The organism is Haloferax sp. Atlit-109R (assembly GCF_003665865.1).
Lineage (GTDB): Archaea > Halobacteriota > Halobacteria > Halobacteriales > Haloferacaceae > Haloferax > Haloferax volcanii.
Genome location: NZ_QPLO01000002.1, coordinates 231480 through 257860, shown reverse-complemented (window position 1 = coordinate 257860; position 26381 = coordinate 231480). Strand labels below are relative to the sequence as shown.

Sequence of the window (26381 nt, the reverse complement as noted above, 5' to 3'; positions counted from 1 at the left end):
ACGAAGATGCAAGGGGAAGACCGGGCGTCGCTCCCAGACGACCTCCGCACGTGGGTCGAAGCGCGCGCCGACGAGGAGGGCGTCGACCCGGAGACGGTGCTCGCGCGGGCCCTCGGGACCTACCGGCTCGCCGTGAGCGACGCGGGCGAATCGCTCGACGGCGACGCGACGGTCCCCGAACGCCTCGACGGGGTCGAAGGGCGCGTCGAGGCGCTCGAAGGCGAACTGGACGAGAAAATATCCGACGTGCGGACGCGCGTCGTGCAGGTCAAACGCGAGACCGACGAGAAAGCGCCGCGCGACCACGCGCACCCGGAGTTGGACGCCGAACTCGACCGACTGGCCGACGACGTGCACGCGACCCGAAACCGCATGGCCGACCTCGACGAGCGGGTCGACGCCGGCTTCGAGAACTTCGAGGAGATTCTCACCTATCTCGACGAGACGACCGCGACGGTCGACGAGAACCTTCGGACGGTCGCGCGGACGCTGTTGGACCTCCGCGCGAGGGCGGCGGACCTCGAAGCCGCCGAGCGCGAACGGACGGCGCTCTCGGAACTCCTCCGGACTGCGAACGCGACCGGAGAGAAGAAAGCCCGGTGCGAAGACTGCGGCGAGACCGTCCACCTGGACCTGCTCTCCGAGCCCCGGTGTCCGTCGTGTCGGACCCCCTTCCGCGACCTGTCGTCGTCGCCCGGCTTCTTCGGCTCGGCGACGCTCCACACCGGCCGTCCCCCCGCGCTGGAGTCGGCCGATTCGGCCCGCGCGACCGACGCGGTCGAAGACCTGCTCGACGAGGCGCCCACCGGCGTGGTCGACGACGACCCCGCGACCGGCGGCGCGACCGACCGCGACCGACCCGCCGCTCCCCGAGAGGAGGAGTCGCCCCAGCAGGGCGCTGCGGCGGGGAGCGAACACGGTGACGACTGACACCCCACGAGGACGATGACCGACGACAACGACACGGACGACGCGGCGAGAGACGAGCCGTTCACCCTCGGTGACCGCGACGACGGACGTCCCGAGCGCTCCGACCCGACAGACGGCGCCTCCGACGCCGAGAACACCCCGGGGGAGGACCGTGACGGCCGCGACGACGATTCGGCCCCGCTTTCGGACCTCGCGGGCCGCGTGGCCGAGCGTCGCACCCGCTCGCACGTCTCCGACCAGGGCGACGACGTGGACGAACTGTTCGAGTCGGTCGAAGTCGGAGAACTCGACCGCGACGACGTGTGGACGTCGCTCGTCGAGGGCGGCGACGACGTGGAGGCGGAGGGCGTCGGCGTCGGCGCCGAGGCCACCCCGGTCGACGACGGCGAAGGCGTCGCGGACCACGTCGTCCCCAAGACCGAGTTCTGCCAGCGCTGCGAGCACTTCGCCGCGCCGCCGGAACTCGCGTGCCACCACGAGGGGACGACTATCGTCGAACTCGAAGATAGCGACCACTTCCGGGTGCGGAACTGCCCGATGGTCGAGCGAGACGACTGACGGCGGTCGCGCGGCGGGCCGGCTCTGATTCTCCCGACGGCGCGGAGTGACAGCTTCTTTGCCCTCGGTCCGCTACCGGCGGGTATGCAGTTCTGCGACGAGTGCGGTTCGATGATGGTGAGCCAGAACGGCGCGATGACCTGCACGAACGACGACTGCGGGGGGACCGCCGAGCGCGACGAAGAACTCGCGGCGGAGTTCGTCTCCACCGAGGCGCAGTCGGGCGACGAACTCATCGAGACCGAAGAGGGCGCTGAGTTCGAGGGCAAGCCGACCGCGAAAGACGTTCACTGCGACGAGTGCGGCCACACGAAGGCGTGGTACACCATCAAGCAGACCGGGTCGGCCGACGAACCGCCGACGCGATTCTTTAAATGTCAGGAGTGCGGGTATCGGTGGCGGGAGTACAACTGAGAGACTGACAACCCCTCTTTCTCCCCCGCTCAGGAACCAAGTCCCGAGAGCCGAATCACCCGTCTCCCAACTCCTCGGCCGTCACCGCACCCGGCCCCTCCTCACGCTCGTCTTCCGAATCGCTCGCGAGCGCGTAGCCGTAGGGGACGAGCAACAGGCTCCCGAACCAGCCGACGACGAGTCCGAGCGTGCCGAAAATCGTGCCGACGAGGCCGATTGCGACGGCGTCGGCCGCGACGACGACGGCGGCGAGCGCGACGCTCCAGCCGACGAGCGACTTCCACGACCCGCGACGGATGCAGAAGCCGGCGAACAGGCCGAAGGCGGTCACGACGCCGATGCCGGGGATGAGGACGTAGCGCATGCCGAGCGACCCCGTGTTGGTGAGCGTCGTCCCCAGCCACATGGCGGCGAGCGTGCCGGGGACGACCAAGACGGCGGTTCGGCGGTCCAGCGGGCGGGCGCGGCGTCGAACCCGGAACGCGCCGAGGAGGCCGAGGCCCGCGACGGTGTACGCCCAGCCGATGGGATTGAACAGGAACCCGCCGACGAGGGCGAGGAAGTTCCCGAGAATCTCGCCCTCGTTCGCCGGGTGGACGAGGTAGTGCGCGCCGCCGCGCTCGTAGACGCCGGGCACGACGAACGTGCTGTTGGTGACGGTGCCGCCGTCGATGGCCTCGCGAACGTCGGCGCTGGCGTTCGCGGCGGGCGTCGAAACCGCGGTGCTGACCGTCTCCCAGTCGGTCGGTTCGAGTTCGATGGTCGCGCGGACCGGGTCGCCTGAGACGTTCAGCGAGAACCGATAGTAACGGCCGTCGTAGACCGCGAACTCGGCGTCTTCGTTCACGTCCGAGAGGGTCATGTACGCCTCGGGCTCGATGTCGCCGTCGTACCGACCGGTCCGGGCGGCGGTGGCGACCGGTTCGCGGAGTTGCGGCGTCTCGTTCACCGTCGCGGCGAGGTTGACCACGTCGGGGTCGTAGGAGGCGACGAGGCCGGGCGGCGAGTCGGCGGTCACTTCCTCGGCTCCGTACGTCGATTCGAGCGACGAGGTCGAGGTCGCGACGGCGAACGACTGACTCAGTGCGATGCCGACGAGGAGAAGGGCGACGACGGCGGCGAGTCGCTTGCGGGGGACCATAACCCCGGCTTCGGAGCCGAGCCAAAAATGTCGTTCGGTCGAATGGTCACGGGCCGTTTCGTCGCAGGTCGGTTCGTCGCAGGTCGCTGACGGCGGCGGCGACCCGGTCGCTCGCTTCCGTTCTCACTCGACGCCGAGGTTCGATACGAGGAAGTCGGCGACGGCGGCCGCGACTTTGTCTTCCTGTCCGATGAAGAAGTGGTCGGCCGCGAACTCGGCGACCGGTTGGTGGTACTCGCGGGCGCGCTCGACGACGGGTTCCCAGTCGGCGACGTCGTCGCGGGTGCCGTAGACGACCTGTACGGGGACGGGAACGCGGTCGAAGGCGGCGACCGCATCGAGGTCGTCGGCGAGTCGCCCGGCGGGGCCGAGCGCGGAGACGGCTCCCACGTCAGCCCCCTCGGCGGCCGCGAGGAGCGCCATCGCGCCGCCGAACGAGAAGCCGAACAGGCCCACGCGGTCGTAGCGCTCCGCGGCCCACTCGACCGCCCGAAGGGCGTCGGCGCGCTCGCCGTAGCCCTCGTCCCACGGGCCGTAATCGAAGCGGAGGCAGTCCACGCCGCGGGCGGTGAGCGCGTCGCTGACGGCGACAAGGCGGGCGTCGCCGCGATGGCCCTGGTGTTGGGGGTGGGGCGGACAGGCGACGACGACCGCGTCGCGTCCGGCCGCCGCGTCGTCGGTATCGCCAGTCTCGTCCGCGTCGTCGATACCGTCGCCGCGGGCGCGGTCGAGGGTCGCCCGCACGTCGCGGCCGCCGGGCACGAGAATCGTCTCGGTCATAGGGACAGGTTGCGCTGGTGAGGTTTTAAGCCGAACGTCGCGTAGTAATGGAGTATGGGAATTCTCTCTCGCACGTCGTACGTCATCCGGTCGAAGATAAACTCCCTCCTCAACCGTGCGGAGGACCCGACGGAGACGCTCGACTACTCCTACGAGAAGATGCGCGACGAGCTACAACAGGTCAAACAGGGTATCGCCGACCTGACCACCCAGAAGAAGCGACTGGAGATACAGAAGCGTCGCCTCGAAGAGAACGTCGAAAAGCACAACGACCAAGCCCGCGAGGCCGTCCAGCAGGACCGCGAGGACCTCGCCCGCAAGGCGCTCGAAAAGAAGCAGGCCAAGATGAGCCAAATCGAGGAGCTGGAGACGCAAATCGCCAGCTTGCAGGAGACGCAGGACCAACTCGTCAACAAGAAGGACGAACTCCAGAGCCGCATCGAGGAGTTCCGCACGAAAAAGGAGACGATGAAGGCCCGCTACGAGGCCGCCGAGGCGTCGAGCCGCGTCTCCGAGGCGATGACCGGCGTCGGCGACGAGATGGCCGACGTGGGGCGCGCGCTCGAACGCGCCGAGGAGCAGACCGACGAGATGGAGGCCCGCTCGGCCGCGATGGACGAACTCATGGACTCCGGCGCGTTCGACGACGCGCTGTCGGACAAGGACTCCATCGAGCGCGAACTCGAAGCCGGCCGCACCAGCGCCGAAGTCGACACCGAACTGGAGACGCTCAAGGCCGAGATGGGCAAGTCCTCCGGGTCGTCGTCGAGCGAGAGCGCGAGCGCGAGCGACGCCGACGTGGATGTCGAAACCGACGTGGCCGACGAAGAGGTCGAAGCCGAACTCGAAGAGCTGAAGAACGAAGACGACTCCTCGTCCTCCTGAGCGCGCCCGCCCGAACCGACGCCGTGCAGTCCCCCGCGGCCCACCCGCTCCCGCGACTCGCCCGCCAGTACGCACTTGACCCCACCCCGCGATAGCTTCGGTCATGTCGAACACCGGCGGGCCGTCGGCCGGCGAGCCCGACGACACGATGCGAGAGCGCGGGACGACGAGCCGCGCGAAGCTCCGCGCCCTCCTCGACGCGGACCGCCGCGTCGTCGCCGCGGCCCCGCTCGTCGTCGTCTTTGGTAGCGTCGTCGTCCTCGGCCAACTGGACCCGACCCCGCTCCGGGTCGCCGTCGAGTCGTCGGACCCAATCGAGACGCTCGCGCAGGGGCTTCTCACCGCGATTATCACTGGCGTCACGCTCGTCGTCACCATCAATCAGCTCGTGCTCTCGCGGGAACTCGGCCCGCTGGGCGACCAGCGCGACCGGATGGAGGGGTCGATGCGCTTCCGCGAGGACGTGGCCGACCTGCTGGACGCGCCGGTCGCGCCGCCGGAGCCGTCGGCGTTCCTGCGCGCGCTGGCCGAGGGCATCGCGTCGCGGGCGCGGGCGGTCGAAGACACGCTCGATGCGGGTGGGAACGGGGACGCCGGCGAGAGCGACGACGCGGCCGCGAGCGACGCCGATAGCGACCCGACGACCCGCGTCCGCGAGTTCGCAAGGGAGGTCGAGTCGAACGCCGAGGCGGTCGCCGGGCGGCTGGAGGGCCGGCAGTTCGGGACGTTCGCGGTGCTGTCGGCGGCGCTGGACCTCAACTACTCGTGGAAAATCTATCAGGCGGCGCGGCTCCGCCGCGTCCACGACGCCGACCTCTCGGCGGAGACGAAGACCGCGCTGTCGGAGCTCCGCGACGCGCTCGAACTGTTCGGCCCCGCCCGCGAGCACGTCAAGACGCTCTACTTCCGGTGGGAACTGGTCGACCTCTCGCGGACGATGTTCTACGCGGCGGTCCCCGCGCTCGTGGCGAGCATCGGCGCGATTCTCTTTCTCGACGACCCGACGACGATTACGGGCGCGACGCTCGGCGTGTCGAACCTGCTTCTCACCGTGGCGTTCGTGGTGGCCGTCTCGCTTTCGCCCTTCGCGGTGCTCGCGTCCGCGGTCCTCCGCATCTCGACGGTCGCAAAACGGACGCTCTCCATCGGGCCGTTCGTGCTCCGGTCGGAGACCCGCGAAGACGACCTCGACTGGGAGTCCTGACGGGGACCGAGTCCCGAATCGGCGTCGGTGGGTGTCGCCGCGTTACCGCATCTGCGTCACCGCGCCCGCCTTACCGACGCTGCGCGCCGGTTCCCGGTCGGTCGAGCGCGTCGAGGTCGATTTCGCCGTTCGGCATCGGGACGCCCTCGTAGGGGTCGTCCGCGAGGAGGAGCGAGCCGTCGAGGTCGGCGTAGTCGAGCAGCGGCGCGAGGTGACAGCCCGCCGCGATGGCGGCGTTCGACTCTATCATGCAGCCGAGCATGACCTCCAGCCCGTGGGCGCGGGCGGCGTGGATGGCGCGTTTCGCCTCCGTGAGGCCGCCGCACTTCATCAGCTTGAGGTTCGCGATATCGACGCGGTCAGCGATGCGCGGGATGTCGTCGGCGGTGATGCAGGACTCGTCGGCCGCGATGGGGAGCGCGCCGCGGTCGTAGACGAACTTCAGGCCCTCGTGGTCCTCGGCGGGGACCGGCTGTTCGACGAACTCGACGCCGTGGTCTGCGAGGAACTCGGTCATCTCGACGGCCTCGCGGGGCGTCCACGCCTCGTTGGCGTCGACGCGGATGGTCACGCCGGGAGCCTCGTCGCGGACGGCCTCGATGATAGCTCTGTCGCGGTCGGTGCCGAGTTTGACCTTGAGCACGTCGTAGCCGGCCTCGTAGGCCTCCGCGGTCTTCTCGCGCATCGTGTCGAGGTCGTCGAGACCGACGGTGTACGACGAGGTGGGCGTCCGCGAGGGGTCGAGCCCCCAGAGGCGGTACAGCGGGACGCCGAGGCGCTTGGCCGCGAGGTCGTGCAGCGCGATGCTCACGGCGGTCCGCGCGGCCGGGTTGCGGCGGACCGTCTCGGCCATCTCGCGCTCGATGCGGTCGATGGCGTGGGCGTCGCCGACCGCCTCGACCACCGAGAGCAGGTCGGGAAGCACGGCCTCGACGGTGTCGGCGGTCTCGCCGTAGTGCGACGACGGGGCGGCCGCGCCGACGCCCGTCATGCCCCCTTCGTCCTCGATGCGGACGACGACGTTCTCGGCCTCGGTCTGGACGCCGCGGGCGATGCCGAACGGCTCCGCGAGCGACATCGAGACGCGCTCGAACTCGGTCGCGAGCATCTAGAACACCTCGTCGATGAGGTCGGCCGAGCCGAAGCGGACGGGGTCGACCGCGGGGACGCCGAGTTCGTCCGCGAAGGCGTCGACGGCCTCGGCCGCCTCCACGTCGTCGTCGACGTGGGAGGTGTTGAGCATCCCGGCGACCACGTCGGCCTCGTGGACAGGGTCCGCGAGGTTCTCGTACAGCGAGACGTACTCCGAGAGGTCGGGCAGGGCGAACTCCTCGTAGCCGTGAATCGCCTCGCGGGTGGCCTCGTGACAGAGCACGAGCTTGTCGGCCATCGACCCGTGGAGGATGCCGCAGGTGACCGCGGAGTACGCCGGGTGGACGATGCTCCCCTGGCCCTCGACGAACAGCACGTCGTGTTCGTCGCCTTTCTCCAGAATCATCTCCTCGACCGCGCCGGCGGTGAAGTCGCTGACGACGCGGTCGACGGGGTTGCCCCAGCCCGCAATCATGATGCCGGTCTGGCCGGTTGGGATGAAGCCCGCGTCGATGCCGCGCTCGCGGGCGGCCTCGACGAGTTCGAGCGTCGCGGTCATCTTGCCGACCGAGCAGTCGGTGCCGACCGTGAGGACGACTTCGGCGTCCACGTCGGCGGATTTCCCCTGCGCGACGCCGAGGTCGTCGTGGGGCTTGCGAACGTCGTTGATGTCGCAGCCGTGTTCGTCGGCGAGGCGGGCGAACTCCTCGTCTTCGGCGAGGAAGTAGTGGAGGCCGGAGATGAGGTCACAGCCGCGTTCGAGGGCGGTGCGAACGTCGTCGCGCCACGTCTCGTCGAACGCGCCGCCGATGGGCGAGATGCCGACGAGGAGGGCGTCGGCGTCGGGCGCGTCGGCCATCGAGGCGACGACGGGCACGTCCGGGAGGTCGCGGCGGTGGTCGGCGGCGGAGGTGCCGGGGTTGTCGCGGTCGAGGACGGCCACCACGTCGTAGTCGGCGTACTTCAGGACGCCCGTGGCGGTCTTCGCGCGGTCGGGGAACTTCTCGTGTGCGAGGACGGCGACTCGCTGTGGGTCGTTCATACAGGGTGTCACTACGTGCCACCCTAAAAGGGGAGGCGATTCGGCGGCGGCTGCCGGGTCGCGCCGCCGAGTCGTCCGCGTGTCTTCGGGTATTCTCTGGAGAACATCCGCGGCGTCGCCGCCGGCTCAGAGCCGGTAGAGCCGCGTGGTCCAGAACTCTCTGGACGCCTCCGTGAGCGCCGTCTCGGGGTCGCCGCTGGCGTCGACGGTCGCGGTCAGCGCGGCTCGGTCGCGGAACTCACCGAGGACGGTTCGCTCGCCGAGCACGACGAGGTCGGCGTCGTCGCCGGCTCTCTCGCCCGCGCCGGACCCGCCGCCGAGGAACTCGTCGAGCGCCTCGTGACAGCGGTCGATGTGGTCGTCGATTTGGCCCTCGCGGATGCGCTCGAACCGCCCCTGCGAGAACCCGCCTTTCGAGTGGGCGGACTTCACGTCGCTCTCGAAGCCCTCGACGAATTCGAGGTCGCCGTCCTCGTAGCGGCCGAGGGCGAACAGGTCGCCGCGGACGAGCGCGACGGCGGTGGTCTCGGTCGGGTGGAACCACGCCGGGTCGAGGTCGAATCCGTCGCTCCAGCGGTCGAAGTCGTCGGGCTGGCGGGGCGGCGAGAGCGCGACGCTCACTACTCCGGCGTCGTCGGTGAGCGCGACGCAGGGCGCGGCCCGGCGGACGAGCGGGGCGCGGCCGCCGAACGCGGACTCGGCGGCCGCGGGGAGCGAGCGGTCGTCGGAGACGGCGGCGGTGAGCGCGCCCTCCTCGTCGGTCGAAAGCGAGTCGAGGCGCGACAGCACCTCGCGGAGGCGGTCGCCGCGGAGGTCCTCGGTCCCGCGGAAGTCCAGCGAGTCGTCGTCGCCCGAGAGGCGCTCCACGCGGTCTTCGAGTTCGGTGATGCGGTCTTCGAGGCGGTTGACCTCCGCCTCGGCTTCCTGTCGCGCGCGGGCCGCCTCCGCTCGCCGCTCGGACTCGCCCTCCAGACGCCCGGCTAACGCGTCGCGTTCGTCTTCCAACTCGGCGATGCGCGCTTTGAGTTCGGCTCGACCCAACAACTCGTCCAGCATACACGGACGCGTGCGGGCCGACCACTTGAGCGTTCGGACGCGGGGACGGGGCGCGCGGCGGGCGTTCCGCCAGCGCGACGACGGCGGCGGAGCGACTCAGGCCAGCCTGTCGTCGGGTCGGTCGGGGCCGGAGCCGCCGGGGCCGCCGGGTGCGAGGTCGTCGGGGTCGTAGCCGGCGTACCGGAGCAACTCGGCGGCTCGCGGGGCGTCGGCGAGAAGCACCGGTCGGTCGTCCGGGAGCGCGTCGGAGTCCACGGCGTCTCGGGGGAGCGCGAGCGTCCCCGAGGGAACGCCGTCGTCGCCGACGACCGGGAAGTGGGCCGTGTCGAGTTTCATCACGAGCGGGTAATCGACTCGCTCGACGCCGCGGCCGTCCGTGTAGACGCACTCGTTGAGTCGCTCGTGTTCCGTTCGGTGAATCGCCGCCTCGGCCCCGTCGTACGGTTCGACGTACAACCGACCGAGGAAGTAACTGCTGGAGAAGCGTTCGAACATCTGTGCGTGTGAATGTCAACCACGAACAGTGATAAGCCTTGTCGGAACCATTTATATCGACACGCAATTCCACCGTCGAGAACCGGGGACGAGAGTCGATACCGGCAGACGAGAGCGCGACTCGGGAGGGGGAGAATCGGTGGTGAAAACGGGCGCGCGGGTCGCTCGCTTCGAGGGAGCGGTTTCGGCGGGTCGATGGGGCCGTTTCGGCGGGTCGAAGGGGCGGCTACGGGTGGTTCAGTCGTCGCCGCGGGTCGCCGCGGTCATCGACCAGACGGCGACGAGGCCGAGCGCGAGCGCCGGGAGCATCGGCAGGGCCAGCATGGCCGCGAGGTACGGCAGGCCGGCCATCGCCGGCAGCGACGGCACGAGGTACACCGCGCCGGGGATGACGAGGAAACAGAGCGCGACGACGCCGACGAGCACCCAGCCGCGACTTCCGAAGCCGGTCGCTTCCGGCTCCGAGCCGTCGCCGCCGACCGCGGGGCCGTCCGGCCGGTGGACGTAGGTGTCGGACTCGGCGGTCGCGTCCTCCCGAGCCGTGGTGTCAGAGCTCACTGTCTGGGATTACGACCACCTTGCCAAAGCCCTGTCGCTCCTCGATGAGTTCGTGCGCGCGGTCGATTTCGCTCATGGGGAGCGTCTCGCGGATGCGGGGTTCGAAGGTGCCGTCCCAGACGAGGTCGAGCACCTCGTCGGCCTCGCCGGGCGTCGCCATCGTCGAGCCGATGACCGAAAGCTGGTTCCAGAAGATGTAGTTGAGCCCCGCGCCCGGGTCGGGGCCGGTGGTCGCTCCGCAGGTGACGACGCGGCCGCCCTTGACGAGGCTCTTGAGCGACTGCTTGTAGGTGGCCTCGCCGATGTGGTCGACGACCATGTCGACGCCGCGGCCGTCCGTGAGCGTCTGAATCTCCTTCGAGAAGTCGTCTTCCTCGTAGTTGATGACGTGGTCCGCGCCGCACTCCTCGGCGTACTCCAGTTTCTCGTCGGTGGAGGCGGTGGCGTACACCTCAGCGCCCGCGTAGTCGGCGATTTGGACGGCCGCGTGGCCGACGCCGCCGGACGCGCCGAGGACGAGCACTTTCTCGCCGGGGCGGAGTTCGCCGCGGTCGACGAGCATCCGCCACGCGGTCTGGAAGACGAGCGACGCGGAGCCGGCGACCTCCCACGGCACGCCCTCGGGGACGGGCACGAGGTTCTCCTCGGGAATCGCCGCGAACTCGGCGTGGACGCCGCGGACGTGTTCACCGATGATGTGGAAGTCCGGCGCGAGCGTCGGGTCGCCCTTCCGGGAGAACTCGTCGCCGCCGCCGGCGACGCCCGCGATGAGTGCGACGCGGTCGCCCGCCTCGAACCGGGTCACGCGCTCGCCGACCTCGGTGACGACGCCGGCCATGTCGCTGCCGGGGATGTGCGGCATCTCCAACTCGACGCCCGGAAGCCCCCGTCGCGTCCAGATGTCGAGGTGATTGAGCGACGCCGCCTTCACGTCGACGAGGACCTCGTCGGGGTCGACCTCCGGCTCCGGGAAGTCGCCGTATTCGAGGACGCCTCGGTCGCCGTGTTCCGTGAATTGGACCGCTTTCATCTCGACCCGACCGAGGATGGGCAGGAACTAAAGTGTGTTTTTACGCCAATCGTCTTTCCTCTTGTTCGACAACCGACGAACCCTCGTGGATTCAAATCATATCGGTGCGAAGATATATACGGCACAGGGTTCCCAACACAGTCGAGTTCGACAGTCACGCGCGCCGACATCTACACCGGCGACCCGTACAGGTGGTGGTCGACAGCCGTCCGACTCGTTGGAAGGAGTATCAGGTACGTGAACGGAGACGAGACTTCAGCACAGCTTTCGCACCTCCTCGTGAGGCGGTCGTCGTTCATCCGGGCGCTCGCGGAGCGACCGCGAGACAAGCGCGGCCTCGCGGACGACCTCGACACCTCGCGGTCGACGGTCGACCGCGTCGTCCGCGAACTGCTCGACGCCGGCCTCGCCGAGCGCGCCGAGGGTCGGTATCGGCTGACCTGCGTCGGCCGGTGCGCGCTCGGCGCGTACGACGAGTGTCTCGACTCGCTCCGCGGCGTCCGCGCGGCGCGGGACCTCCTGTCGATGCTGCCGGCCGACGCGCCGCTCGACCCCGCGTTCCTGACGGGCGCGACGGTCCACACGTCGACGCCGGACATCCCGGACAGCGCGATTCAGGAGCTGTTTTCGAGCGTCGAGGACGCGGAGCGAGTCTACGGCGTCGCCCCGGTCGCGCTCGTCGGCCAACTTCGCCCGTTCTACGAGACCGCCACCGAGGGCGGGACGGTCGTCGAGATGGTTATCGCCGACGAGCTGTTCGACCGGCTCGCCGCCGCCCCGGACTCGCACGCGGTCATCGCAGACCAGCTCCGACACGACTCGGTGACGCTCTACCGCGGGGAGGTCCCGTTCCGGTTCGGCCTCTGGGTGACCGAAGCGGAGGCGGGACTCGTCGTCTACACCGACACGGGCGTCGGCGGAGTCGCCCGCAACGACACCGAAGCCGCCGTCCAGTGGGCCACAGCGCAGTTCGAAGCGCTCCGCGAGAACGCGGACCGCCTGACGCTCGACTCGCTCGACGAAGTCACAGACGACGGGTGAGCCGCGCCCTCCGAAGCGGGGTGTCCGTGAACCGGCGGCCGCAGACAGACGACCGCCGGGCGACGCGGGAATTTTATCGCCAGACGACGAAGCCGCGGCCGTGAGCGACCACGACCAGCACCACGGGGCCGACGACCACGGCCGCGACCAGCACCACGGCGAGGGGGACGGCGACGACGACCACGGCCATCACCACCACGACGACGACCACGGCCACAGCCACGACCATCACCACCACGACGTCGACGACCTCGAAGCGGCGGTGCTGACGATTTCCTCGACCCGCGACGTTGACGACGACCCCGCGGGCGACGCGATAGCGGAACTGCTCCACGAGGCGGGCCACTCGGTGTCGGTCCGTCGGGTCGTCGACGACGACTACGACGAGATACAGACCGCGGTCGCGCGGATGGCCGACCGCGGCGACGTCGACGTGACGGTCACGACCGGCGGAACGGGCGTCACGCCCGACGACCGAACCGTCGAGGCGGCGACGCAGTTGTTCGAGAAGACGCTCCCCGGCTTCGGTGAACTGTTCCGGCGGCTCTCGTACGACGACATCGGAACCAAGGTCGTCGGCACCCGAGCCACCGCGGGCGTCGTCGACGAGATGCCGACGTTCTGTCTGCCGGGGAGCGAGAACGCCGCCCGACTCGGGACCGCGGAGATAATCGTCCCGGAAGCGCCGCATCTCACCGGACTGGCGCGGCGCGACGCGGAGTAGGAAAACGCCCACAGAATCGGGGGTCGTCGGGCGAATCCGACTGCAACGTCTGCCCAGTCGCGGCCATTTAAGTTCGCGCACGCGCTCCGAAGAGATATGAGCCAGCAGTCCCCACGCGAGGAGGACCCGGACGACGTGTTCTCCAGCGGTAAGGACCCGAACCTCCGCAGCACGGAGGTCACGGAGGGTCCAGACAAGGCCCCGCACCGTGCGATGTTCCGCGCCATGGGCTTCGACGACGAGGACTTCTCGTCGCCGATGGTCGGCGTGCCGAACCCCGCCGCCGACATCACCCCGTGTAACGTCCACCTCGACGACGTTGCCGACGCCGCCATCGAGGGCATCGACGCCGCGGGCGGGATGCCCATCGAGTTCGGGACCGTCACCATCTCCGACGCCATCTCAATGGGGACTGAAGGCATGAAGGCCTCGCTCATCTCCCGCGAGGTCATCGCCGACTCCGTCGAACTCGTCTCCTTCGGCGAGCGCATGGACGCGCTCGTCACCGTCGCCGGCTGCGACAAGAACCTCCCCGGCATGATGATGGCCGCCATCCGAACGGACCTTCCCTCCGTCTTCCTCTACGGCGGCTCCATCATGCCCGGCCAACACGAGGGACGCGAGGTGACCGTCCAGAACGTCTTCGAGGGCGTCGGCACCTACGCCGAAGGCGACATGAGCGCCGACGAACTCGACGACCTCGAACGCCACGCCTGCCCCGGCGCGGGCTCCTGCGGCGGGATGTTCACCGCCAACACGATGGCCTCCATCTCCGAGGCGCTCGGGATGGCCCCCCTCGGGTCGGCCTCCGCGCCCGCCGAGTCCGACGAGCGCTACGAGAACGCCCGCCGCGCCGGCGAGGTCGTCCTCGACTGCGTCGAAAACGACCGCCGCCCCTCCGACATCCTCACGAAGAAGTCCTTCGAGAACGCCATCACGCTCCAGGTCGCCACCGGCGGGTCGACCAACGCCGTGCTCCACCTGCTCGCGCTGGCCGCCGAGGCCGGCGTCGACCTCGATATCGAGGAGTTCAACGAGATTTCCCGGCGCACGCCGAAGATCGCCAACCTCCAGCCCGGCGGCACGCGCGTCATGAACGACCTCCACGAAATCGGCGGCATCCCGGTCGTCATCCGCCGTCTCGTCGAGGCCGGCCTGTTCCACGGCGACGCGATGACCGTCACCGGCCGCACCATCGCCGAGGAGCTCGACCACCTCGACCTCCCGGACGACGACGGCCTCGAAGCGGACTTCCTCTACACGGTCGACGAGCCGTATCAGGACGAGGGCGCAATCAAGATTCTCACCGGCAACCTCGCGCCCGACGGCGCGGTGCTGAAGGTGACCGGCGACGACGCCTTCCACCACACCGGTCCCGCCCGCGTCTTCGAGAACGAGGAGGACGCGATGCGCTACGTGCAGGAGGGCCACATCGAGGAAGGCGACGTCATCGCCATCCGAAACGAGGGACCGCGCGGCGGCCCCGGCATGCGCGAGATGCTCGGCGTCACCGCCGCCGTGGTCGGACAGGGCCACGAGGACGACGTGGCGCTTCTCACCGACGGTCGGTTCTCCGGCGCGACGCGCGGCCCGATGGTGGGCCACGTCGCTCCCGAGGCGGCCGAGGGCGGCCCCATCGGTCTCCTCGAAGACGGCGACGAGGTGACCGTCGACATCCCGAACCGCGAACTCTCCGTGGACCTCTCTGACGAGGAACTCGACGCGCGGAAGGAAGACTGGGAACCCAAGCCGCCGGCGTACACCTCCGGCGTGCTGGCGAAGTACGCCCGCGACTTCGGCTCCGCCGCGAACGGCGCGGTGACGAACCCGGCGCTCACGCGCGACGAATAACGGCGAGTCGCCGCGACGCGGACGCCGCCGTCCGCCGTCAGAACAGGCCGGATCCGAACGCTCGGTACAGGGCGAGAATCCCGACTCCGAGCGCGGTTCCGGCCGGAACCATCGCAATCACGTTTCGCGGCTGTTCGGTGAACCCGTAGACGCACAGGCCGAGCGGGACGGACCGAAGCACGTCTATCGTCCACTCCGGGAGGACGGGCGAGAGCCCCGACCACGGAACCAAAAAGAGGAGTCCAGCGCCGCCGAAGAACGCGATGATTCGGTTCCACCGCCACGAGGAGAACTGCACGGCGCAGTCGACAGCAGCTATCGAGTTGACAGTTTCGGTGCGGAATCCGGTCGCGGCGTCACCGACTCCGCATCTGCGATGTCACCGACTCCGCGCCCGCGGGGTCGCCGGGTCGACTCGGCTTAGGCCACGCGGTTCCGCAGGTCGTCGTCGCCGGCGTCCAGTTTGTCGAGGTTTTCGGCGATGATGTCGGCCATGCGCTCCCAGTACTTCGGGGTGTGGCCGGCGTTGTGGGGCGTGATGAGGACGTTCTCGAACTCCCAAAGCGGGTGGTCCGCGGGGAGCGGTTCGGGGTCGGTCACGTCGAGCGCGGCCCCGCGGATACCGTTGCTCCGGAGTTGGGAGACGAGCGCGTCGGTATCGACGACCGGACCGCGGCCGACGTTGACGAGGACGGTGTCGGGAGCCATCGAGGCGAACGCGTCGGCGTCGACGAGGCCGCGGGTGGCGTCGGTCAGCGGGCACGCGATGACGACGTAGTCGGCGCGCGCGAAGGCGTCGTGGAGGCCCTGTTCGTCGTCGAAGCCGACGACCTCGTCGGTCGGGCCGCCCTTCTCCGGCGAGTAGCGCACGCCGACGGTCTCGACGCCGAACGGGTCGAGCCGGTCGACGACGGCCTCACCGAGCGCGCCGAGGCCGACGACGGCGACCGTCGAGCCTTGCAGTTCGACCGTCGGGTACGACTGCCAGACGTTCGCCTCCTTCTGTCGCTCCGCGACGTGGAAGCGGCGGGCGAAGTAGAGGAGGCTGCCGAGAACCTGCTCGGCGATGTTCGGGCCGTGGACGCCGGAGGCGTTGGTGACGGCCACGTCGCGGGCCTCGAACGCCTCGATGGGGAGGTGGCCCGTGCCGGCGAACACGCAGGCGAACAGGTCGAGGTTCTCGGCGGCGTCGAGGTCGGCTTCGCTCACGTCGAACCCGGTCGCGACTTGGACGCGAGAGAGGAGGTCGCGCTCCTCGGCGGGCGTCGTTGCGAGGGCGACCTCGCGGTCGGGGAGGCGCTCGCGGAGCGTTTCGGCGTACGCCTCGGCAGACAGGCCGTGAATCTTCTGCCGAAGCACCGCGATATCTGGGTCGGACATGCTCGATGATTCTCGAAGGCGGTGATGAATCTGTCCGATTCGGGCGGGGCAGAGCGGGGCGGGAGGGGGCCGCTCACTCGATGGGCTCGCGCCGCCGCGGGCGACGTTTCGAAATCGTTCGGGTGACCGCGACCGCATCGACCGTCGGGTCGACGACGAACCGGGAACCGTCTTCACCGAGTTTCCACGCAACGGGCGCATACCCCTGTGGGGCGGGGCCGCCGTCGACGAAGACGAGGTCGCCCGTCTCGTCGCGGAACACGACGGGCTCTCGCGATTCGTCCGGCTCGTCTGCGGTCATTGACTCGGAGCTACCGCGGTCTCCGCTATAAACCTCCGTCTCTGGTTATCAGACGCGGTATTTAGTTGGTATTCTCCGACAAAATCGATAGCAACTACCGGGATGTTCGTCCTCTCGAAATTATCCCTGTTCGTACCGTCGGGCGCGGTGCGGAGGCCGTCGGGGCGTCGTTCTCGGAGCGTGGCCGAGCGGCGGCGCGTCGGTGTCGCGGTCGCGCCACGCGCCGGAAAACGGGGCGAGCGGCGCTCGGGCGCGCGGTCTCGAAACCGTCGGACGCCGCGTCGGTTCAGGGGGTTTAATACCCGAGCAAAGTGCTGTAACGGTATGGAACGCGTAGATGTCGCCATCATCGGCGGCGGTCCGGCCGGCACGTCGGCGGCACACGCCGCGGCCTCGGCCGGGGCCTCCGCCGTGGTCCTCGAAAAGGGCGTCCCCCGAGCAGACCGACCGGGCCTCGGGCCCGATTCGACGGACGCGGCCGGTATCCTCGACTACTGGGTGGACATCATGGGCATCCACCCCGACGAGTTCCCCGACGACATCGTGCTCGATATCCTCGACCGCGCGGAGTTCATCGGGCCGAACGAGTCGCTGACGCTTCGAAGCACCGGTATCGACTCCTCGTACGACGAGTTCGGCTACACCTTCCACCGCGCGAAGTTCGACGACTGGCTCCGCAGTCGCGCCGAAGACGCCGGCGCGGAGTACCGCGTGAAAGCCTCCGTGCGCGACGTGGAGACCGACCTCGACGCCGCGGGCGACGACCCCCGCCACGTCGTCCGCCTCGCCAACGGCGAGGACGTGGGCGCGGAGTTCGTCGTCCTCGCCGACGGCCCCCAGCGGACGGTCACGAACAAGGTGCTCGACGACCTGCTTCCGTTCCCCATCACGGACCGGCTGTCGTCCACCGAGGCGAACCACATCGCCTATCAGGAGCACCGCGAGTTCCCGCCGGAACTGTTCGACGAGGTCGACGGCGCAATCAAGTTCTGGTGGGGCTACATGCCCGGCCACACGGCGTACCCGTGGGTGTTCCCGAACGACGACAACGTCTGCCGGGTCGGTCTCACGATGCCAATCGGCCTCGATATCGACGAGGTCGACGACCGCGATGCGTACAACCTCCTCCGCGAGGACGACGAGCGCATCCCGCAGGGCCGCGAGTACGTCCGCCGCCTCCTCGAACAGGAGTACGGCGACGAGTACGACATCGACGAGGACTTCCCGCTCGTCGAGGACCGCGGGAAGACGAAGGGGACCGAGACGTACGCCATCTCCTCGACGCGACCCATCGACTCGCCCGCGGAAGCCGGCATCGCCGTCACGGGCGGCGCGATGGGCGCGACCTCCGCCTTCCACGAGGGCGGCGACCACGTCGCCGTCCGGACGGGGGCCATCGCCGGCGAACTCGCCGCCGAGGGCGACCTGAGCGACTACAACGAGCGCTGGAAGGAGGCCATCGGCGACGAGATTCTCCGCAACGTCGCCATGGCCGAAATCGTCCACGACTACGGCCCCGCCCAGTGGGACAAGACGTTCAAGGCGGCCCGGAAACTCCTCGAAAAGGACGAGGGCTACAAGGCGTTCGGGGCCGCGAAGCTCAGCGCCGGGTTCAGCGCCGCCAAACTCGCCACGCAGTACCAGCGAACGAAAGTGAAGTACCGCAAGGGCAAGTACGTCCAACTGCGCGAAGACGAGTACGCGTTGTAGCCGACGGAAGAGTTATCGGTTTCTCCGAAGCTCTGTTAGTCGATGGCCGGTCGACCCTCTCGGCGTCAGCTGCTCCGCCGCGGAGCCGTCGCCGTCGGCGTCGGACTGACCGGCGCGCTCGCGGGCTGTTCGTCGCTTCGAGGCTGTTCGTCCGCCGAAATCTTCCTCCGGGCGGAACTGGTCGGGAACGCCCCGGACGGGGCGACCGTCGTCGACGCCGCCGACCCGCGGGTCGCAAACAGCCCGTGGGTGCTGAAGGTGGTCGAGGCGGCCGCCGAGGGCCACCCGCGCGAGTCCAGCGTCACCGACTGTCTGAGCGACTACGACGCCCTCCGCGCGGACCTCGACGCGCTCCCGTCGGTCGACCGGTCCGAAGACCGTCTCTACTACGTCCGCGTCGACGGGCAGGTCGTCCGGCTTCGGGCCGTCTTCTTCGCCGGCGACGACGCCCGCCGGTCGGAACTCGTTTTACCCCCGGCGCGCTAGGGTCGGGTGCGTACCTCAAGTCCCCGGCCGAGTGTTCCCGCTTCGGGAGCGATGACAGCACGGCGAACCCGGGTGCGCGACAGCTACTGGCCGGCTGACGCCGGCGTACTTCGGAACGTCCGCGCCCGAAAGACGGACCGCCCGGCACGAGGGTTTCCCGGTCGACGCGGCACGCCGCCTCGGGATGAGACCGGCCGTTAGTGTTCTGGGCGACATCTTCACTCGGCGAGCGGCGTCGCTGATTGTCGGCGGTCCCCAGTCCGACCCGCGAGTGTGACGAATCAGAACCCCCGCGAGCGACCGCTATCGGTCCCCGAACGTACCGGACCGTCCACCGAGAGCCACGAGTATCGCCCGGCGGTAGCGGGCGGCCAACGCCGTCACCACGAGCCGGTCGCGGTCGTTGACGCCGAGGGCGACGAGCGCGCCCACGTACGTCACCAGACCCAGCGCCGCGCCGGCGACGACGAGTCCGCCGGTCCCGGCTCCGACCAGCGTCTCGCGGACGAGGAACATGACGCCGGCCGCGGCGACGCCCGCGCCGAGGGGTTTGAGAAACGTCGCGTCGAAGGGCCACAGCCCCTCGAAGCGCCGCAGGAGGACGACCTGAACCGAGTTCTGGACGGCGATGGCGACGGCCGTGCCCAGCGCCGCGCCGGCGAGGCCGAACGCCCGGACGAACGCGAACGTGAGGAGCGTGTTGAGGACGGCCAGAAGCCAGTCGAGCGCCATCCGGGCGTACTGGTGGTCGGTCATCATGAGCAGCCACCCCGTCGCGCCGACGGCGCTGCCGACTAACACGCCGCCGAGGTAGATGACGAGCGGGACGTAGCCCGCCGCGAAGTTCGGCCCGAACGCGGAGAGAATCGACCGCCCGTACACCGCGAGCACGGCGAGAATCGGAACGACGCAGGTGACGATGAGCCGCGTCACCGCCGTGTACACCGCGTTGAGCGTCTCCATCTCGTCGTCCGCGTAGAGTCCCGACGCGACCGGCGGCAGGAGCATGTTAAACGAGAGGAGCGGAATCCACGCCAGCGTCACCAACACGAGCACGACGTTGTAGACGCCCGCCGCCGTCGCGGTCAGGAGGAAGCCGACGAGCATCACGTCGACGCGGTTCTGGAACACCTTGCCGAGGCTGCTCAGCGCGATGGGCGCGGAGTGGTTGTAGAACCGCCGGGCCTCGGAGCGCAGGCCGCCGACGGACGGTCGGATGCCGCTCGCCGAGACGACCATCGGAAAGCCGAGTACCGCGAGTCCGGCCATGCCGACGACGAACGCGGCGGCGACGCCGACCAGCGAGTACCCGAGCGCCATCGCACCCACGGCACCGACCAGCTTGACCGCCGGGCGGAGGACGCGATTGAAAAGCGCCTCGCCGCGGGCCGACTGCACGGCTCTGAGGACGCCGGCGTGAATCCGCACCACGCCGACGAGGACGACCAGCGCCGCGAACAGGTGTATCGTCGGCGGGAAGTCGGGGTGCGAGACCGTCGCGTCGTTGAGCCGCCCGCTCGTGAGTACCAACCCGCCGGCGAGTCCGAGCCCGACCGCGAGAGTCGTGAGATACGCCAGTGCCACCACTCGCCCCCGTCGCTCGGGGTCGTCGTCGTCCGCGGAGAGATACCGCTGGAGCGTCCCGACCGACCCGAAGTTCACGAGGCGAAACAGGAGTTGCGAGATGCGCCACGCGAACGCGTAGACGCCGTAGGCGACCGGGCCGAGGCCCTGCGCGAGCACGTACTCGGTCGCCGTCGTCAGCGCCCGCTGGAGCGACTGCCCGCCGGAGGCGACGACCGCGCCGTGCCCGATGGTCAACAGCGCCTCGCGCTCGTCGTCGGGGATGTCGGCGTCGGGCGCGGCGTCAGAGATATTGGCGGCGGAGATGTCGGCGTCGGGGATATCGGTGTCGGAGATGTCGGCGTCGGGACTCCGGTCGTCGGAACCGTCGGCGTCGGGTGTATCGGAGGGCACTGTCGCGTCTCTGTCGCTTGTCGAGGTCGAAAATAAGTCGCCTGATTCGCCCGCGAGTCACCACCGCGCGGAACCGCGGTCAGTCCCGACGCGAGGCGAGCGCGAGCCAGCCACCGCCGGCGACGATGCCGAGGATGCCGACCAGTCCGAGGGGGCCGGAGAGCCCGAACAGCGTCGCCGCGAGGCGGTACGAGCCGGCGGCCCGGAGGGCGACGCCGGCGGCCGCGACGCCGAACGCCGAGAGCCAGAGCGCGCCGCCCAGCCGAGCCAGCCGACTGCGCCACAGGCGCTTTGCGAGACTCGTGAGCGGTCGTCGGGGGAGGTCGTCGGGGGGGTCGGCTGCCGGGGCGGCGTCGTCTCCGCGGTCGTCGTCGGGTGGGGCCTCGCGGGGCGAGAGAAACGCGGTCCCGACGCCGACGACGAAGCCCGCGAGGCCGACGGCGAGCGAGTGCGGGGCCGCGGCCCCGTTGAGCGCGGCGGCTATCGCCACGAGGCCGACGAGCTTCGAGCCGGCGTCGACGAGGCGGAACGCGCGGGGCGAGAGTGGAACGTTCATAGTCGAAGTCGGGGTCGGCGGGTCGCGAGCCTGTGCGTCAGCCGGCGGTGCCGAGTCGGCGCTTGCGACGTTTGAGGAGCCAGTAGACGACGGCGAAGTCGAAAAGCGGCATCCCCACGGTCAGCGCGACGAGCCACGGGTAGAGGACGGCGTCGGAGACGCCCAACACGGCGGCGACGGTGGCCCGCATCCCGTCGATAGAGAGGACGATGATGAGCATGACGGCCGCGACGCCGAGGGCCGTCTGGAGCGGTCGGTCGAGCGGGTCGGCGGTGAAGTGGACCGGGTGTTCGGGGTTATCGAGGAGCGGCCAAATCATCATCACGCCGATGATGAGCGAGGGGACGACGACGCCGCCGGCGAACCGGCCCCACTCGCCGAGCCACGAGGGCATCATCTTCAGCGAGCCGAACACCCACATGAAGAACCAGTCCGGGCCGACGTGCGAGGGCGTCGACGTGGGCGTCGCCGGGCCGATGGCGGCGATGCGCTGAACCGGGAAGAAGCCCGCGAGGAAGGCGACGGTCGCGGCCGTCAGGAGGAAGACGATAGTCGAAACGAGGAACTGCTGGGGGAAAAGCGGCATACCGACGACGACGCTGTCGTCATCGCCGTCGGGGCGGCCCTCGCCGCGGGAGCTCGGCGCGTGTTCGGTGTGTTTCTGCCGCATCAACACGGCCATGTGGAGGACGATAGCGCCGACCAGCGCGGCCGGGATGAGAAAGACGTGGAGGAAGAACATCCGCGGGATGACCTGGTCGGCTCCCGCCGGGAACGCCCCGCCGAAGACGAGCGACTGCAAGAACGAGCCGACGCCGGGAATCGTGCCGGTCATCTGGAAGCCGATGGTCGTCGCGGTCTTGCTGAAGTTGTCGTAGGGGAGCGCGTAGCCGAAAAAGCCCTCCACGAGGGCGAACAGGAGGAGGGTGCTCCCGATGAACCAGTTCGGCTCGTGGGGGTTGCGGTACGCGCCCGTGAAGAAGACGCGGAACATGTGCAGGGCGATTGCGGCGATAAAGAGGTACGCCGCCCAGTGGTGCATCATGCGTGCGAACATCCCGAAGGTGGTGTCGTAGGTGATGTGCAGGACGCTCGCGAACGCCGCTGGAACCTCCGTGCCGGCGTACTGGAGCGCGTTGCCCTCGTAGGTGACGCTGTTGACCGCCGGATTGTACAGGAGGCCGAGGAACGTCCCCGTCAGCCCGAGGATGACGAAGGTGAAAAGCGCGATTTCGCCGAGGAGGAACGAGCCGTAGTCGTCCTCCGGGAACGCCTTGCCGAGGAGCGTGTGGTCCAGTTCGAGCCGCTGGTCCAGCCAGTCGAACAGGGCGTTTCTGGGGTACGCCTCGTGGGTCCGGACCGTCAGGTCGGTCTCCGGGAGGTCGCCGCCCGCCTCGCCGCCGTCCGACCGCGCGTCGGGTCGGTCGTCGCCGGAGCCGTCGTTCGGTGCTGTCCCCGTCATCTCATTCCTCCGTCCCTATCGGCCCCTCGAACGGCCCCGTTGCGAGCAGGAGCGTCCCGTCCTCGTCGTCAGCGATGCCGAGGGGAAGCTGCGGGAGCGATCGCGAGGCCGGGCCGCCGGTCACGGACGCGCCCTTCGTCGGGTCGTAGAGGCTCCCGTGACAGGGACACCGAAGCTCGGAGCCCTGGTCGCCGGCGACGAGACAGCCCTCGTGGGTACAGACCTTCGAGTAGGCCACGTAGCCCTTGGCCGTCCCCTCGATGTTCGTGGGCGCTTCGTACTCGTCTTCGGGGAAGCGAAGCAGGAGCGTGGTCGCACGCTTGGTGACGAGCGCGCCGCCGCCTTCCTTCTCCGGAAAGACGTCCATCTTGTCGAACTCGTCGGTCGAGAGCGCGTCGGCGGCGGTCAGGGGGTTGCCGTCCCTGTCGACGAGGCGGGTTCCCTCGACGTAGAGCGTCTCGCTTCCGGTGTCGAGGCTACCGGGAAGCCCGGCCGCGTAGTCGACGCCGAAGCTTCCGATGGCGGCCGCGCCGCCGATGCCGGCGAGGAGCTTCGCCATGTTTCGCCGCGTCAGTTCGTCGTCGCTCTGCGGGATGTCCGGGGCGTCTGTGTCGGTGTCGGTCTCAGTGTCGGTGTCGGTGGTGCGTTTGCTCATATCCGTGCGGGTGGTCAGTGGTCTCTGGTCTCTGCGACGGTGATGCTCGGGACGAAGTACGCCGTGTACGCGAGGACGGTCAGCGCGAGCGAGAGGAACAGCATCCCGGCGTAGGTGCCGAGGAACTGCGTCCGCGCCGGGCCGAGTCCCTCCAGCGCGAGGAGGGCGGCGAACGACACGTCCACCCACGAGAGGAGCGCCACGACGAGCAGTCCGGTCCGCGACGACACGGCCGGGACGTAGTCGAGAATGCGCCGGGACTCGGTCTCCATGTACGGGGGGACGGAGACGGTCGCGTGGCCGCCGTCGGCGACGACGGAGTCGCCGAGGTGGCTGATGCGGTCGAGGAACCGCTTTGTCCCGACCATCACGCCGACCATCCCGAGCAGCGCGACCCACGCGACGACGCCGGCCTGATTGACGCCGACTTCGACCGGGCCGGGGAGGTAGCCGCTCGCGGGCTGGAGGTCGGACGAGGTGTTGACGGCGACCGGCTCCGCGCCGGTGCCGACGCCGATACCCCCGCCTTCGGTCCCGCTCGTCAGCGCGACGTACCACATCGGGAGCAGTACGACCGCGATGAGGAGCAGGATGACTGCGGTTTCACGCCGCATCGGTTCTCACCGCCGAACGTCGGGTCGGATTCACCACGAATTTCATGAATGTACCAATAGTCTTACCTAATCGTTACTGCCGGATTGACGCTCCCACGACTGTGGGCCGACCGCGGATTCGCGGGAGCGACGATGCCACGTAAGCGTTCAGACGAGCGGTTATTTGTCTTTCTGTTTCGGAATGTTCGAGAACCAACAGAACTACAAGATAGTAGACGAACGGTCAGATAGTAGGCAGTATCAGCGGTAATACGAACTCAAACACCATTATGAACAGACGAACGTTCATGAAAAATATCGCGGGTGGAGTCGCCGTCCTCGGGACGTCGACGGGCGTCACCGGGGCGTCGAACGAGAACTCGACCGCCGAGTCCGGCGGCGGTACAGACGCCGGCGGCGGTTCGGGCGGCGGCGGTTCGACCACCCATACTATCCAGATGGTGACAGAAGACGGGGAGTACTATTTCGACCCCGTCGGACTGCACGTCGACCCCGGCGACACCGTCGAGTGGGTCCTCGAAAGCGGCGACCACTCCGCGACGGCCTACGCCGAGTCGAATCAGGCCGAACAGCGCATCCCGGCGGACGCGTCCGGTTTCGACAGCGGCCTCTTGGGGGAGACCGGCGCGAGCTTCTCGTACACCTTCGAAGTCGAGGGCACCTACGACTACTTTTGTAGCCCGCACAAGCAGCTCGGGATGGTCGGTCGGGTCGTCTGCGGCGACCCCGGCGGGCCGGCCGAGGAGGGCGCGATTCCGAACGAGCCGGGGTCCGGTCTCATGCCCGGGTCGGGAGACATCGTCGAGGCGGGGTCGCTGTCGTATCCCTACGTCCCGAGCGGCGGGTCCTCGGGATCGCTCCCGTGGCAGTTCTGGGCCGCGGCGGGCGGACTCGGGACCGCCGTCGTCGCGATGGTCTCCAAGTACGACCGGGCGTCGGGCCGTTACAGCGAGTAAGCCGGGTCGCCCGCGGTTCGGATTCAGGTCAGGCCGCGGTCGGTCGCCCGACCGTCTCGCGGACGAACTTCCCGAGCAGGCCGAGCGTCGCCGCTCCCATCGCCGCGGCGAAGACGACGACGAAGACGGAAAGCGGGTCGCCGAGGTCGGAAAGCGCCCGCGAGCGGACGAAGTTCGCGGCGAGAACCGTCGTGACCGCGAACAGGACGACGCCGCCGAGGTTCGCCGGCGTCGAGTTCGGCTCCGAGACCGCGTCGCCGTTGAGTAAGACGAGCACGACGGCGATGGCGAACGGCGTGCCGACGAGGCCGAACGCCAGCACCAACACGAGAAGCGGGAAAAAGGCCCCGCCGAGGAACGCGCCGACGCCGGAGAACAGCGCCACGCCGGCGAGGAGCGCGCGGTAGCGGCCGTCCGAGAGGTCCGTCCCCCAGCCGAGTTTGTCGGCGACGAGGAACGGCGGGACGACGGTGTTGCCGCCGAGCGTGGAGACGGCCGCGCCCAAGAGGCCGAGCAGGAACAGCCACTTGGCGTTCGCGCCCGCAATCGGGCCGAGCGCCTGCGCGGCCGCCACCGCCGTGAGGTCGCCCGCGGCCACCTCGGGGCTGTGGAGGACGCTCGCGGCGACGAGGAAGATGGCGAGGCTGTAAACGCCGAAGGCGACGAGCATCGACGCGCCCACGTCGAACGTCGCCAGCCCGTAGTCGCGGGTCGTCCAGCCGCGGGCGCGCATCGTGTACGAGTGCATCGTGATGAGCGTGATGTGGACCGCGCCGCCGAGGATGCCGGCGGCGACGAGCGCGCCGTCGACGCCGGACGGGACGCGCGGGACGAGCCCGCCGGCCGCGGCCGCCGGGTCGATGGGAACCAACACCAGCGACGCGAGAAACGCGACGACGACGGCCGCCACGAGTCCCTTCGCGAGGAGTTCGACGAAGCGGTAGCCGCGCCCGGCGAGGCCGGCGGCGAGGACGACCGCCCACACGACGCCCCAGACGCGGGCGTCGACGCCGGTTATCGTCGCGCTCACGTTCGCGAGGCCCTGCATGATGACCAACTGGGCCAGCCCCGCGGCCAGCACCGCGTCGGCGACGAGCGCCCACGCCCAGCCGTCGCCCAACTCGCGTTCCACGACCGAGACGATGCCGTCCTCCGTGAGCAGGCCGAGCCGCATCGAGAGATACTGCGCCGACGCCCCGAGCACCGCCGAGAGCACGACGACCCACAGCATCGCGTAGCCGAACGTCGCGCCCGCGGTGAGCACGGTCGCCATCGTCGCCGGCCCCGCCGCCACGGCGCCGGCGACCCACGACGGCCCCATCTCCGAGAGATATCCCCGCCAGTCGCCGCCCGTCACCGCCGATACGTCGAGTCTGGGTTCGTTCATGCCGTCGTGGTCTCGGCGGTCGTCACAAAAGTGTTGTTACTGGGTGTTACAACCGAGTAATTCCCCGCGTCGCGGGAGGTGGCACGCGACGTTTTA

The 26381-nt window shown here is 69.3% G+C and carries 28 protein-coding genes; 11 read left to right on the top strand and 17 right to left on the bottom strand.

Features of this window, described 5'->3' with window-relative positions:
- Positions 1 to 6: 6 nt before the first annotated feature.
- From DVK03_RS09950 to DVK03_RS09940, 3 genes are all read left to right on the top strand, one after another.
- Positions 7 to 930, top strand: coding sequence for a hypothetical protein (locus DVK03_RS09950; protein WP_115802848.1), 924 nt, complete (start codon positions 7 to 9; stop codon positions 928 to 930).
- 15 nt (positions 931 to 945) lie between these two features.
- Positions 946 to 1488 (top strand): hypothetical protein, encoded by a 543-nt coding sequence (locus DVK03_RS09945; RefSeq protein ID WP_115802847.1) that lies wholly within the window; start codon positions 946 to 948, stop codon positions 1486 to 1488.
- Positions 1489 to 1572: 84 nt separating this feature from the next.
- Positions 1573 to 1902 carry a transcription factor S gene (locus DVK03_RS09940; RefSeq protein ID WP_004062350.1) on the top strand — a complete coding sequence of 110 codons (330 nt, stop codon included), beginning with the start codon at positions 1573 to 1575 and terminating at the stop codon, positions 1900 to 1902.
- Between the two features lie 55 nt (positions 1903 to 1957).
- Here the strand turns inward: DVK03_RS09940 and DVK03_RS09935 are convergent, their stop codons facing one another.
- Positions 1958 to 3043, bottom strand: coding sequence for a hypothetical protein (locus DVK03_RS09935; protein ID WP_115802846.1), 1086 nt, complete (start codon positions 3041 to 3043; stop codon positions 1958 to 1960).
- A 123-nt stretch (positions 3044 to 3166) separates the two neighbouring features.
- Complete coding sequence (locus DVK03_RS09930; protein ID WP_115802845.1) at positions 3167 to 3823, bottom strand: dienelactone hydrolase family protein; 657 nt, start codon at positions 3821 to 3823, stop codon at positions 3167 to 3169.
- 54 nt (positions 3824 to 3877) lie between these two features.
- Between DVK03_RS09930 and DVK03_RS09925 the strand changes: the two genes are divergently transcribed.
- Positions 3878 to 4708 carry a PspA/IM30 family protein gene (locus DVK03_RS09925; RefSeq protein WP_115802844.1) on the top strand — a complete coding sequence of 277 codons (831 nt, stop codon included), beginning with the start codon at positions 3878 to 3880 and terminating at the stop codon, positions 4706 to 4708.
- 103 nt (positions 4709 to 4811) lie between these two features.
- Positions 4812 to 5912 (top strand): hypothetical protein, encoded by a 1101-nt coding sequence (locus DVK03_RS09920; RefSeq protein ID WP_115802843.1) that lies wholly within the window; start codon positions 4812 to 4814, stop codon positions 5910 to 5912.
- 70 nt (positions 5913 to 5982) lie between these two features.
- Here DVK03_RS09920 and DVK03_RS09915 read toward each other — a convergent pair whose 3' ends face one another.
- The 6 genes from DVK03_RS09915 to DVK03_RS09890 form a co-directional block, all read right to left on the bottom strand.
- Positions 5983 to 7020, bottom strand: a complete 1038-nt coding sequence (locus DVK03_RS09915) for a dipeptide epimerase (protein WP_115802842.1) — start codon at positions 7018 to 7020, stop codon at positions 5983 to 5985.
- Entirely contained in the window at positions 7021 to 8046 is a 1026-nt protein-coding gene (locus DVK03_RS09910; protein WP_115802841.1) for a DUF1611 domain-containing protein, read from the bottom strand.
- Positions 8047 to 8172: 126 nt separating this feature from the next.
- Positions 8173 to 9102, bottom strand: a complete 930-nt coding sequence (locus DVK03_RS09905) for a Vms1/Ankzf1 family peptidyl-tRNA hydrolase (RefSeq protein ID WP_004062340.1) — start codon at positions 9100 to 9102, stop codon at positions 8173 to 8175.
- 96 nt (positions 9103 to 9198) lie between these two features.
- The gene (locus DVK03_RS09900; RefSeq protein ID WP_004062338.1) at positions 9199 to 9597 is read right to left on the bottom strand and encodes a DUF5802 family protein; all 399 of its coding nucleotides are present in this window, start codon (positions 9595 to 9597) and stop codon (positions 9199 to 9201) included.
- A gap of 237 nt (positions 9598 to 9834) precedes the next feature.
- Positions 9835 to 10155, bottom strand: a complete 321-nt coding sequence (locus DVK03_RS09895) for a hypothetical protein (RefSeq protein WP_006601483.1) — start codon at positions 10153 to 10155, stop codon at positions 9835 to 9837.
- The gene (locus DVK03_RS09890) at positions 10145 to 11185 is read right to left on the bottom strand and encodes a zinc-binding dehydrogenase (protein ID WP_004042764.1); all 1041 of its coding nucleotides are present in this window, start codon (positions 11183 to 11185) and stop codon (positions 10145 to 10147) included. The genes DVK03_RS09895 and DVK03_RS09890 overlap by 11 nt, the downstream gene beginning before the upstream one ends.
- Before the next feature lie 237 nt (positions 11186 to 11422).
- On the opposite strand from DVK03_RS09890, the gene DVK03_RS09885 reads away from it, so the two are divergent.
- From DVK03_RS09885 to ilvD, 3 genes are all read left to right on the top strand, one after another.
- Positions 11423 to 12226, top strand: coding sequence for a winged helix-turn-helix domain-containing protein (locus DVK03_RS09885; protein ID WP_115802840.1), 804 nt, complete (start codon positions 11423 to 11425; stop codon positions 12224 to 12226).
- Between the two features lie 100 nt (positions 12227 to 12326).
- The gene (locus tag DVK03_RS09880) at positions 12327 to 12950 is read left to right on the top strand and encodes a molybdenum cofactor biosynthesis protein B (protein ID WP_008607243.1); all 624 of its coding nucleotides are present in this window, start codon (positions 12327 to 12329) and stop codon (positions 12948 to 12950) included.
- Between the two features lie 96 nt (positions 12951 to 13046).
- A complete protein-coding gene (gene ilvD / locus DVK03_RS09875; protein WP_115802839.1) occupies positions 13047 to 14801 on the top strand; it encodes a dihydroxy-acid dehydratase in 1755 nt (584 codons plus the stop codon).
- Between the two features lie 37 nt (positions 14802 to 14838).
- On the opposite strand, the gene DVK03_RS09870 is transcribed toward ilvD, so the two are convergent.
- The 3 genes from DVK03_RS09870 to DVK03_RS09860 form a co-directional block, all read right to left on the bottom strand.
- Positions 14839 to 15099 (bottom strand): hypothetical protein, encoded by a 261-nt coding sequence (locus DVK03_RS09870; protein ID WP_006601487.1) that lies wholly within the window; start codon positions 15097 to 15099, stop codon positions 14839 to 14841.
- 122 nt (positions 15100 to 15221) lie between these two features.
- Positions 15222 to 16181, bottom strand: coding sequence for a D-2-hydroxyacid dehydrogenase (locus DVK03_RS09865; protein ID WP_004062327.1), 960 nt, complete (start codon positions 16179 to 16181; stop codon positions 15222 to 15224).
- Positions 16182 to 16254: 73 nt separating this feature from the next.
- Positions 16255 to 16482, bottom strand: coding sequence for a hypothetical protein (locus tag DVK03_RS09860; RefSeq protein WP_004062324.1), 228 nt, complete (start codon positions 16480 to 16482; stop codon positions 16255 to 16257).
- Between the two features lie 324 nt (positions 16483 to 16806).
- Here DVK03_RS09860 and DVK03_RS09855 point away from each other — a divergent pair, with 324 nt between their 5' ends.
- Positions 16807 to 18192: an NAD(P)/FAD-dependent oxidoreductase gene (locus DVK03_RS09855; protein ID WP_006601488.1), complete on the top strand. Its 1386-nt coding sequence runs from the start codon at positions 16807 to 16809 to the stop codon at positions 18190 to 18192.
- A 42-nt stretch (positions 18193 to 18234) separates the two neighbouring features.
- On the top strand, positions 18235 to 18678 hold the full coding sequence (locus DVK03_RS09850; RefSeq protein WP_006601489.1) for a hypothetical protein: 444 nt from the start codon (positions 18235 to 18237) through the stop codon (positions 18676 to 18678).
- Between the two features lie 303 nt (positions 18679 to 18981).
- Here the strand turns inward: DVK03_RS09850 and DVK03_RS09845 are convergent, their stop codons facing one another.
- The 5 genes from DVK03_RS09845 to DVK03_RS09825 all read right to left on the bottom strand — a co-directional run bounded on the left by DVK03_RS09845 (position 18982) and on the right by DVK03_RS09825 (position 23942).
- Positions 18982 to 20655, bottom strand: a complete 1674-nt coding sequence (locus DVK03_RS09845) for a lipopolysaccharide biosynthesis protein (RefSeq protein WP_199505988.1) — start codon at positions 20653 to 20655, stop codon at positions 18982 to 18984.
- A gap of 79 nt (positions 20656 to 20734) precedes the next feature.
- Positions 20735 to 21211, bottom strand: a complete 477-nt coding sequence (locus DVK03_RS09840; protein ID WP_006601491.1) for a hypothetical protein — start codon at positions 21209 to 21211, stop codon at positions 20735 to 20737.
- A gap of 37 nt (positions 21212 to 21248) precedes the next feature.
- Positions 21249 to 22673, bottom strand: a complete 1425-nt coding sequence (locus tag DVK03_RS09835) for a cytochrome bc complex cytochrome b subunit (RefSeq protein WP_004042783.1) — start codon at positions 22671 to 22673, stop codon at positions 21249 to 21251.
- A gap of 1 nt (position 22674) precedes the next feature.
- Positions 22675 to 23328: a ubiquinol-cytochrome c reductase iron-sulfur subunit gene (locus DVK03_RS09830; RefSeq protein ID WP_004062316.1), complete on the bottom strand. Its 654-nt coding sequence runs from the start codon at positions 23326 to 23328 to the stop codon at positions 22675 to 22677.
- Positions 23329 to 23342: 14 nt separating this feature from the next.
- A complete protein-coding gene (locus DVK03_RS09825; protein ID WP_004042787.1) occupies positions 23343 to 23942 on the bottom strand; it encodes a hypothetical protein in 600 nt (199 codons plus the stop codon).
- A gap of 269 nt (positions 23943 to 24211) precedes the next feature.
- On the opposite strand from DVK03_RS09825, the gene DVK03_RS09820 reads away from it, so the two are divergent.
- A complete protein-coding gene (locus DVK03_RS09820) occupies positions 24212 to 24898 on the top strand; it encodes a plastocyanin/azurin family copper-binding protein (protein ID WP_115802838.1) in 687 nt (228 codons plus the stop codon).
- Positions 24899 to 24926: 28 nt separating this feature from the next.
- Here DVK03_RS09820 and DVK03_RS09815 read toward each other — a convergent pair whose 3' ends face one another.
- The gene (locus DVK03_RS09815) at positions 24927 to 26285 is read right to left on the bottom strand and encodes an NRAMP family divalent metal transporter (protein WP_115802837.1); all 1359 of its coding nucleotides are present in this window, start codon (positions 26283 to 26285) and stop codon (positions 24927 to 24929) included.
- Positions 26286 to 26381: the final 96 nt, after the last annotated feature.